The organism is Actinocrinis sp., assembly GCF_035605935.1.
In the GTDB taxonomy this organism is placed as follows: Bacteria; Actinomycetota; Actinomycetes; order Streptomycetales; family Catenulisporaceae; genus Actinocrinis.
Genome location: NZ_DATNGK010000117.1, coordinates 1 through 6,203 on the forward strand (window position 1 = coordinate 1; position 6,203 = coordinate 6,203).

The window sequence follows — 6,203 nt, forward strand, 5'->3', positions numbered from 1 at the left end:
GTGACCGCACCCATCAAGACTCCGATCAAGCTGCTGATCGTCGATGACCACCCGGTGGTCAGGGACGGGCTCAGCGGGATGTTCAGCCCGGATCCGGAATTCGAGGTCGTCGGTGAGGCCGGTGACGGCGCCGAGGGTCCCCGGCGGTGGCGGCCAGGCTGATGAGCCGGGTCCGCACTCCGGAACCCGAGGCGCTCAGCCACAGGGAGGTCGAGGTGCTTGAACTGATCGCGGCCGGCAGCACCAACCGGGAGGCCGCCGCGAAGCTGTTCATCAGCGAGGCCACGGTCAAGACGCACTTGCTCCACATCTACGCCAAGCTCGGCGTCAGCGACCGGGCGGCCGCCGTCGCCGAGGCGTTCAACCGGGGCCTGCTCACCCTGCGCGGATAAGCGGACGGGCCGGGTGAGCAGGCGGTGAAATTCACCGTGATTCCGAAGTCGAAAGCGCGCAGGTTAACCGAGTACTCGAGCACCTGGCGATGCTGCTGGATCAGGAAGTCAGTTCGTCGAGTCGCTGATGCAGGCGCCTGGCCCGGTCGCTCTGCATGGTGCCGCCGGTCGCGGCGTCCAGCGCCTTCGCGTGCTTGTCCACTTCGGTCAGGAGATCCCGGGCGGCCTCCGCGTCGCGGCGGGCTATCGCGACGCCGCAGGCGGCCCAGTTCGCGGGCTGGTCCTTTCGGCGGCGGCCAGCAGCCGCTGGCCAAGGTCTCGCGCCGCCTGCTTAAGGTCGGGGCATTTCAGGATTCGGTAGGGCATCGGCAGCGCCGCGAGTTGCATGGCGTACCAGGTGACGTTGCTGGTGCTGCCGGTCAGCGCAGTGGTGCGCGCGTCGACCGGTTCGAGGGTCCCGGTGGTGCGCGGCAGGAAGCGCGCTGCCACCTCGGCGGGGGCGTCGATGGTCACCTCGACGAGGTGATCCCAGCCCGCGCCGAGGTTCTCCTCGAGCGCGACCACGGGATCGAGTTCGGCGGGCGGGGTGAAGAAGCCGTCGAGCAGATCCACGTGCTGGACGCGATCGATCCTGTAGGTGCGCCGCGCATCCGCGCTGACCGACCGGCAGAGCAGGTACCAGCGGCCATGGCGCACCACGACGGCCCACGGCTCGACCTCGATGACCAGGTCCGAGCCCTTCTCTGTGCGGTAGGACAGCCGCGCCAGGCGGTGCTGGGAGCAGGCCTGCACCAGCAGCGTCGTCGTCTGCGGATCGGGCCGCACGGCGGAGCGATCAGGGGCCGGTGCCGTCGTCCGGCGAACCGCGTCGGCCTCCGCCGCGACCGACGCCGGCAAGGCGCGCATCATCTTGCCGAGCGCGCTGCCGACCGGGTCGGCTGGATCGGTGGCGTCGTGATGGCCATCGAGCACGGCCATCACTAGGCCCAGGGCCTCGGCGGCGGTGAACATCAGCGGCGCGAGCCGCAGGCCCCGGCCGACGTGGTAGCCGCCGTAAGGACCCCGGACCGATTCGATCGGGATATCGGCCTCTCGCAGGATGCCGACGTAGCGGCGAACGGCGCGGTCAGAGACGCCGAGCTTGTCAGCGATCCGGTCCGTGGTGATCCCGGGGCTGTTCTGGATCAGCTCAAGCGTGAGCAGCGCCCGGGCGGCCGGGCTGGAGTCAGGATTCACCGCCATCCTCCCGAGGTCACAATCACATTCTCGCCGCCTGCTTCGTCATCATTGCGGACGCATCGCTGAACGAGTCAGGACGATCATGGACAATCCAAAGCCCGTCGATATCGTGGTGGTTGGCGCCGGCTACGCGGGGGTCATGGCGGCCAACCGCCTCCTTGGCTCCCTGAGTGAGGCTGAACGCTCCGGTGTTCGGGTGACCGTGGTCAACCCGCGCACCGAATTCGTCGAGCGCATCCGGCTGCACCAGCTGGTAGCCGGTTCGCGGGAGACCGTCATGATTCCGCTCACTGGCATTCTGCACGACGGCGCTGATCTCCTCGTCGGCAGCGCGACGATGATCGAAGCGGATGCACGGACGGTAGCTGTCGCCACGACAAATGGCGACGTTACGCTGCGCTATGACTATCTCATCTACGCACTGGGGAGTGTCGCGGCCGCTTCCGTACCGGGCGCGCGCGAGCACTCGTGCCTGCTCGCGGATGCCGAGGGAGCGCAGCTTGCCGCCACGGCCATCAGGGACGGGCGCGGGCAGCGCGTCCTGGTCGTGGGGGGCGGGCTCACCGGTGTCGAAGCCGCGAGCGAGATCGCCGAACTGCACCCCGACATCGCGGTCACGCTGGTGTCGCAAGGTCCTGTGCTGGGTTTCATGCGTCCCGCCGCGCGCGACTCGATCCTGCGAAAACTCCGCCGCCTCGGCGTCGCCGTCGAAACAGGCGTCGCCGTCAGCGCGATCGAGAGCGACCACGCGCTCCTGGCCGATGACCGCAAGATCGCGTTCGACCTCTGCGTGCTGGCGGCGTCGTTCGCGGTACCGGACCTCGCTCGCGTGAGCGGACTGGCCGTGGACGAGGCTGGCCGGCTGCGCGTGGACGAGTATCTGCGTGCGGTTGACGCTCCCGAGATCATCGGCGCCGGAGACTCGGTCGTCGCACCCGACTCGGTGGCGCGGCACCTGAGGATGAGCTGCGCCGCCGCACTCCCTCTCGGTGGCCATGCGGCCGGCACCGTCCTGGCGGCCTTGCGCGGCGAGAATCCGAAGCGGCTGTCGGTCGGGTTCTTGATCCAGTGCATCAGCCTCGGCCGGCGCTCCGGCTATGTCCAGGTCGTACGGGCGGACGACTCACCCCGGCCGTTCCATCTGGAAGGGTGGCTCGGCGCCCGCGTCAAGGAGAGCATTTGCACCATGGTGGTGCGGGCGCTGCGCGAAGAGCGGTCCAAGCCCGGCTCCTACCACGCTCCCCAAGGTCCCAAGGCAGCCGCATGAATCCCGATCAGAGTCCTCGCCGCGACGTGGCGCTGGACCGCGAGTCGCGACGGCGGCTCTTCGCCATCGCCTATCGGATCGTCGGCTCCAGGCACGATGCCGAGGACGCCGTGCACGAAGGTCTGGCCCGCTGGTACCAGCTCAGCGACGAGCAGCGCGCAACGGTACGGGAGCCGCTCGCGTGGCTCACTCGCGTCGTGAGCCGGATCTGCCTAGATGAGCTGCGTTCGGCCCGGGCTCGGCGCGAGGAGTACCGCGGGATCTGGCTCCCAGAGCCCGATCTGATCAATTCCGGCAGCGCACCGGTAGACCCGGCCGACCGTGTGACGCTCGACGATACGGTCTCGTACGCGTTCCTCGTGGTTCTCGAGAAGCTGACCCCGGCTGAACGAGTCAGCTTCATCCTGCACGACGTGTTCGGGATCTCGTTCGAGGAGATCGCCGGGACGGTCGGGCGCACCGCGGCGGCCTGTCGGCAGCTGGCGGTATCGGCGCGACGGCGCCTGGCGGCCGAGCCTCGCTTCGAGGTACCGGACGCCGAGCACGACCGCGTCGTGACCGCGTTCCTCGACGCGTGCCGCCGCGGTGACTTGGGGCAGCTGGTGGCCCTGCTCGATCCGAACGTTGTCTCCGTCGCCGATGGCGGTGATGTCGTTCGGGCCGCGCGCCGGCCCGTCGTCGGTGCGTCGGCGGTGGCCGCATACCTGCTCGGCGTTCTGGCCCAGCAGGCGACGGACGGATGGACGATCTCCGTCGAACCGATCAACGGGCGCAACGGCATCGTCGTACGGGACGGCGGAACCGTTGTCGGAACAGCGGACCTGCTGGTCCTCGGCGGTCGGGTCGCCCAGATCGCGATGCAGGTCAACCCGAAGAAACTCCAGGGGGTGCAGAGCGGTGACTGACCGCGTCTCGCGGGTCAAGAGCGCGGTCCTGCGCGGAACGTTCGCCTTGCCCCGTCCGGTGCGCCGGCTAATCGCCGGGCATCCGATCCGCGAGGACGGCCAGGAACTCGCCCTCGAGGCGCAGTTGCTGCTCCGGTTCATGCGCCTGGACGGCTCGGCTGAGCTCTGGGCCGGCAGCGTCGCCGCATCGCGCGTCTCGCTCGAAAAGGCTGCCCGCATGATGGACGTCCATCCGGTGCAGTCCGTAGCGATCAGCGACATCACGATTCCCGGCCCCGCCGCGGATATCCGGGCCCGGTTGTACACGCCGGATTCGCTGCCGCCTGGCTCACCGCTCCTCGTCTTCTACCACGGAGGCGGCTGGGTCATCGGAAGCCTGGACACGCACGACAACCTGTGCCGCTTCCTGGCACTGAACGCCGGGGTAAGGGTCCTTTCCGTGGACTACCGGCTGGCGCCTGAGCATCCATTCCCCGCCGGGGTTCTGGACGCGTTCGCTGCGTTCGACTATGCCGTCCGCAACGCGAGGTCACTCGATGCTGACCCCAACGCGGTCGCCGTCGGCGGGGACAGCGCCGGAGCGAATCTGGCGGCCGTCGTCTCCGCTGCCGCCGATCGCCACCCCGCGTTCGCACTGCTGTTTTACCCGCGCGTCGACTTCACGGCGCGGCGGCGTTCACTGGAACTGTTCGGGCGGGGATTCCTGCTGACCGAGAACTCCATGGATCGGATGGAGGGCCTGTACCTGCAACCGGCCCAGCAGACGGATCCGAACGCATCGGTGCTCCTCACCACGGATCTCTCCGGATTCCCGCCGACCTATATCGGCACCGCCGGCTTCGACCCGCTCCGCGACGAAGGCGAGGAGTTCGCTGCGACGCTGGCTGCCGCCGGAGTACCAGTCGTTTGCCGCCGTCATGGCGATCTGATCCACGGCTACGCCAGCTTGTTCCCGCTCGGCGGCCGGTTCTCCGAAGCCGCGACCGAAGCCGCCGCAGCCCTGCACGCTGGGCTGTACCCAGCCGAAAGCCTTCGGCCGTCCGGAAGCTGAGCGTGAGCGTCAATTCGTTGTCAGTGGGTCCTGTTAGGGTCGAGATAGTGGTCAGAGAGATGGCATCGCCGAGAGCCGTGTAGAGATCGAGAGCATTTAGAGGCTCGGTCGCTGGTAGTTGGAGTCCTGATCGTTGGACTCCATGGCTGTTGGACTCCCTAGTCGGGAGATTGTTCTCGGTGGAGTGGCCCTCCATTTTCTTAGTGTTCGCCGATGACTGTCCGCCGTTTTTGGTCGGATTGTCGTCACCTTGGAAATCCGGTTCCTGGCGCGCTTGGAAAGGGAGGTGGTGCCTGTGTGCGGTCCTGACCATCAGTCTGGCCTGCCTTCGGGCGCGGTCACCGATCCCGGCGCTGCGGTGCGGGGCGTGGCGGTGTCTGGCGCTGCGGGGATGCTGGGTGATTCTGGCCGCCCGGGCGCTGCGGGAGTGCCGGGTGGCTCGGGGAGTGAGCCGGGTTCGTTGGCTGAGGCGGTCCGGGTCGCGGTTGAGGCGCTGCGCTGGCTGGCTGCTGCGGATGTGGCGTCGGTGCCGGTGGCGGTGCAGGCCGAGTGCCTGCGGGAACTTGAGCGGGCCGCTTCGGTTCATGCCGCTGCGCGGGCCCGTGTTTTGTCGGCGTTCGATGCTGCTCGCGGGTTTGAAGATGACGGGCAGGGGTCGGTTCGGACGTGGTTGCGGTGGCAGACCCAGGTCGCCACCGCATCGGCGTCGGCGTCGGTGCGGTGGATGCGCAGGCTGCGGGCGCACCAGCGTGTTGCCGCTGCGCTTGCTGCCGGGACGGTCAGTACATCTTGGGCGCGGCAGGTCTGTGACTGGACTGAGGAGCTGCCCGAGGACGCCCGCGACCAGGCGGACCAGATCCTGCTGGCGGCCGCGGCGGGCAGCGCACGGCTGGAGGACCTGGCGAGGCTGGCCGAGGAGATGCGGCGCCGGCTCGCCGGACCCGACAACGACGACGGGGATGACGGGTTCGAGGACCGGTACCTGCGGCTGCAGACCACGCTTGGCGGAGCCGGCCGCCTGGATGGTGACCTGACCCCGCGGTGCGCCGAGGCGGTCCAGGCGGTGCTGGACGCGCTGGGCAAGAAAGTCGGCCCGGAGGACTCCCGCACCCAGCGGCAGCGTCACCACGACGCGCTGGAGGAGGCGTGCCGGCGGCTGATCGCGGCCGGGGGCCTGCCGGACCGGGCCGGGCAGCCGGTCCAGATCCAGCTCCACCTGACGCTGGAAGAACTGGCCCGCCTCCACGACGACCCCGCACCAGGCGACGCTCCAGCCGGCGGCGGCCAGCCAGACCGAGGGACCGGGGACGGCCCGGCGGTGCGGCCGGACCGCGAGTCTTTCGGGCCCG

Annotated in this window: 5 protein-coding genes and 1 pseudogene; 5 read left to right on the top strand and 1 reads right to left on the bottom strand. The window is 69.1% G+C overall.

Going from position 1 to position 6,203, the window contains the following annotated elements; translation table 11 throughout:
* Positions 1-12: 12 nt before the first annotated feature.
* Positions 13-392, top strand: a pseudogene (locus VN779_RS26425) (response regulator transcription factor).
* Positions 393-635: 243 nt separating this feature from the next.
* Here the strand turns inward: VN779_RS26425 and VN779_RS10180 are convergent.
* Positions 636-1,634: a helix-turn-helix transcriptional regulator gene (locus VN779_RS10180; RefSeq protein WP_325722218.1), complete on the bottom strand. Its 999-nt coding sequence runs from the start codon at positions 1,632-1,634 to the stop codon at positions 636-638.
* A 79-nt stretch (positions 1,635-1,713) separates the two neighbouring features.
* Here VN779_RS10180 and VN779_RS10185 point away from each other — a divergent pair, with 79 nt between their 5' ends.
* From VN779_RS10185 to VN779_RS10200, 4 genes are all read left to right on the top strand, one after another.
* Positions 1,714-2,898, top strand: coding sequence for an NAD(P)/FAD-dependent oxidoreductase (locus VN779_RS10185; RefSeq protein WP_325722219.1), 1,185 nt, complete (start codon positions 1,714-1,716; stop codon positions 2,896-2,898).
* Positions 2,895-3,803: an RNA polymerase sigma factor SigJ gene (gene sigJ / locus VN779_RS10190; RefSeq protein ID WP_325722220.1), complete on the top strand. Its 909-nt coding sequence runs from the start codon at positions 2,895-2,897 to the stop codon at positions 3,801-3,803. The genes VN779_RS10185 and sigJ overlap by 4 nt, the downstream gene beginning before the upstream one ends.
* Positions 3,796-4,854, top strand: coding sequence for an alpha/beta hydrolase (locus VN779_RS10195; RefSeq protein WP_325722221.1), 1,059 nt, complete (start codon positions 3,796-3,798; stop codon positions 4,852-4,854). The genes sigJ and VN779_RS10195 overlap by 8 nt, the downstream gene beginning before the upstream one ends.
* A gap of 460 nt (positions 4,855-5,314) precedes the next feature.
* Positions 5,315-6,203: DUF222 domain-containing protein (locus VN779_RS10200; protein WP_325722222.1), on the top strand; the 889-nt coding region annotated here is incomplete at its 3' end.